This is a genomic window from Desulfobaculum sp. (genome assembly GCF_054921475.1).
The window spans coordinates 1-2,586 of record NZ_JBUDSW010000369.1; the positions used below are offsets into that span (position 1 = coordinate 1).

Genomic DNA, 2,586 nt, shown 5'->3' on the forward strand with positions numbered 1-2,586 from the left:
TCATTTTTACGAGGGCTGGAAAGTAGAGGTTGTCCGGCCCTTCTCAATTTCTACATCGTATGTCCTGCGAGTTTTGCTCATCCACGTCTTCTGTTTGGTCGTCAGGATAGTGGCTTTACTCCGTGTCCACAACTCTGTAGCAGGATCACGCAGATGGCGCGTACCCGATGGGCGACGGAGATTGCTCCTCTTTTTTCGATACGCCGGAGAGTCTCCAAGAGAAGAGGGGGAGTGATGTCTCTGACAGGAAGGGCACCGAGGTAGGGGAAGATGTTTTTTTTCGAGGCGCTGGACCACTGTTTCTGCGTGGCGTGGAGACTTGTCGCGCAGGTGCTTGCTCATCCACTCGCGAGCGAGGGACTCGAAGGTTGTGCTCTGGGCCTCATCCTCCTTCGCTTGACGCTTTTGCTCTGCACTGGGGTCGAGACCATTGCTGAGCAGCTTCCGCGCCTCCAAGCAAAGCTCACGAGCTTCGCTAAGAGATGTCTCGGGGTAGGGGCCGAGCGAGAGCGTTTTTTCTCTGCCCTCAAAGCGGTACTTCATCTTCCACAATTTGGAGCCTGAGGGTTTGACGAGAATATAGAGGCCTCGCCCGTCAAAAACTTTGTGGCTCGTTTCTTGGGGTTTGAGAGACTTGATGCGCCTGTCAGTGAGCTTCATGGGGGTTCCCTCCATGCATAATTCGTAAATTACTTTACGAACCCCCATATAGACCCCCATTCGTATTGGATGTCAATGGACGTAAAAAAAGCTCCTCAGACAGGTAACTGCCTAAGGAGCTTATCTTTTGCGCGAATCTTCGGACCTCTTCGGATGCCCTAGGATTACGAAATGGCGGAGGGGGAGGGATTCGAACCCCCGGGGAGCGTAAACCCCCAACGGTTTTCAAGACCGTCGCAATAAACCGAGCTCTGCCACCCCTCCGCGTGGATGGGTGGCGAATATATTCGGGACTGGGGAGAATGTAAACCTTTTCTGGACAGGGATTGTTTCCGGCAAGGCGGGGCGGGTGTTTGAGTGGGAAGTGGCGGGACATCCGGGGCTGAATTCCGGGTGTCCCGCCTCTGCTCGTGTTGATTCCTGCTAGAAGGAACTGCGGAAGATGCGTTCGATGACGGTTTGGTCCACCTTGATGGGCGCAAGCGGGAGCAGGAGCTTGCTCAGGGAGGAGTCCATGGTCATGCGCGTGAGCTCGGGGAGGTCGGCTTCCGTAAAGTAGCCGTTCATGCTGGTGCCCTGACCGACGCTGTTCAGCCACTTTTTCAGCTGGCTGGCCGCGTAGTCTGCTTCGCCGCCGACGCCCTTCAGGTCCGGGACGATGGGGTTGAGGATGTCCGCCAGCACCTCTGGCGTGGCGTGGTAGATTTCGCGGACCATGGCGGGCATCAGGATGCCGAGGCCGTCGCCGTGCGTGACCTTGGCGTTGATGGCGCTCATGGCGTGCTCCATGGAGTGCGTGATGTGCAGCAGGCCGATGTCGAAGGAAATGCCCGCGATGGCGGAGGAATACATCAGCCAATAGCGCGCCGTCAGGTTATGCGGTTCCACAATGGCCTTGGGCAGGTACTTGGCAACAAGGCGGATGGCGTCCTTGGCAAGGCAGATGGAGTACGGATTTGTGGTGATGGTGGTGGCCGCCTCCAGCGCATGGTTCATGGCGTCGATGCTGGTGGAGATGGTCTGCTTGAGCGGCATGGTCTGCGTCAGTGCAGGGTCTTCGATGGTGAAGGTCGGGTACACGTGCGGGGAGTTGATGGCGGGCTTGTCCTCGCCGTCCGACTGCGCCACCGCGAACGCATCGGTTTCACTGCCCGTGCCATGGGACGTATTGATGGCGATGATGGGCGCGGCTTCGGCAATGGGCTCGCCCTGCTCATAGAACTGCTTCGCTGTTTTGCCGGGGTGGCGCATCAGGACTGCCGCCGTCTTGGCCGTATCCATGGCGCTGCCGCCGCCAATGGCGAGGATGACATCCGCCTGCATGTCCGTGGCGGCCTGTGCGGCTTCTTCGCAGTTGTCATAGGTTGGGTTCGGGCGCACCTTGCCATAGTGCGTAAATGCCGTGGCCTCGGCCTCCAGCGCAGGCTTCACCGTCTTCCACGCGCCTGAGGCCTCGTAGGCGATTTCGTCCGTGACAACCAGAACCCGCCCTTGCCCCTTGGCCGTGAATTCCTTGAGGATGTCCGTAATCATGGCGACCGCGCCCACACCGAAATACGTTACAGGGCGGGCAGGTTGCAGTTTGAAAACGTGATTGATGTCAATCTTTTCTTCCCAACCAGTCATAGCGACTCTCCTTGGTTAAATGCGGCTGAAGACGCCGTCGCAATGGTGCTGCATAGAGTGGTTATCCCATAAGCAAACACCCCTGCGCATAAACGGAAGCGCCATCTTCCGCTGCGTCTGTGGCCGTCGTCACGCGCGGGGAGCCGCGTGGGCGGTCCGGTGTCTTCAGTCAGGTTCCGTGTGGTTTCCCTGCTTTTGCTCAAAAAGGAAGGCAAGTTGTGTGCCGAACATGCAAAGCGCTAAGCCGTGCGGTTTTCCGGTGCATCTGTGTTTTTTGGAGTGGGTCAAAAGACGCCACAT

1 protein-coding gene, 1 tRNA gene and 2 pseudogenes are annotated in these 2,586 nt (G+C 57.8%); all 4 read right to left on the minus strand.

The genetic code is table 11. The features are described 5' to 3' along the window. Positions 1-101: 101 nt before the first annotated feature. Positions 102-299, minus strand: a pseudogene (locus ACY69P_RS16020) (phage integrase central domain-containing protein); the annotation flags it as partial. A 109-nt stretch (positions 300-408) separates the two neighbouring features. Continuing rightward, positions 409-720, minus strand: a pseudogene (locus tag ACY69P_RS16025) (Arm DNA-binding domain-containing protein); the annotation flags it as partial. A gap of 112 nt (positions 721-832) precedes the next feature. After that, positions 833-924, minus strand: a tRNA-Ser gene (locus tag ACY69P_RS16030). Between the two features lie 159 nt (positions 925-1,083). After that, a complete protein-coding gene (locus ACY69P_RS16035; protein WP_459898184.1) occupies positions 1,084-2,286 on the minus strand; it encodes an iron-containing alcohol dehydrogenase in 1,203 nt (400 codons plus the stop codon). Between the last annotated feature and the right edge of the window lie 300 nt (positions 2,287-2,586).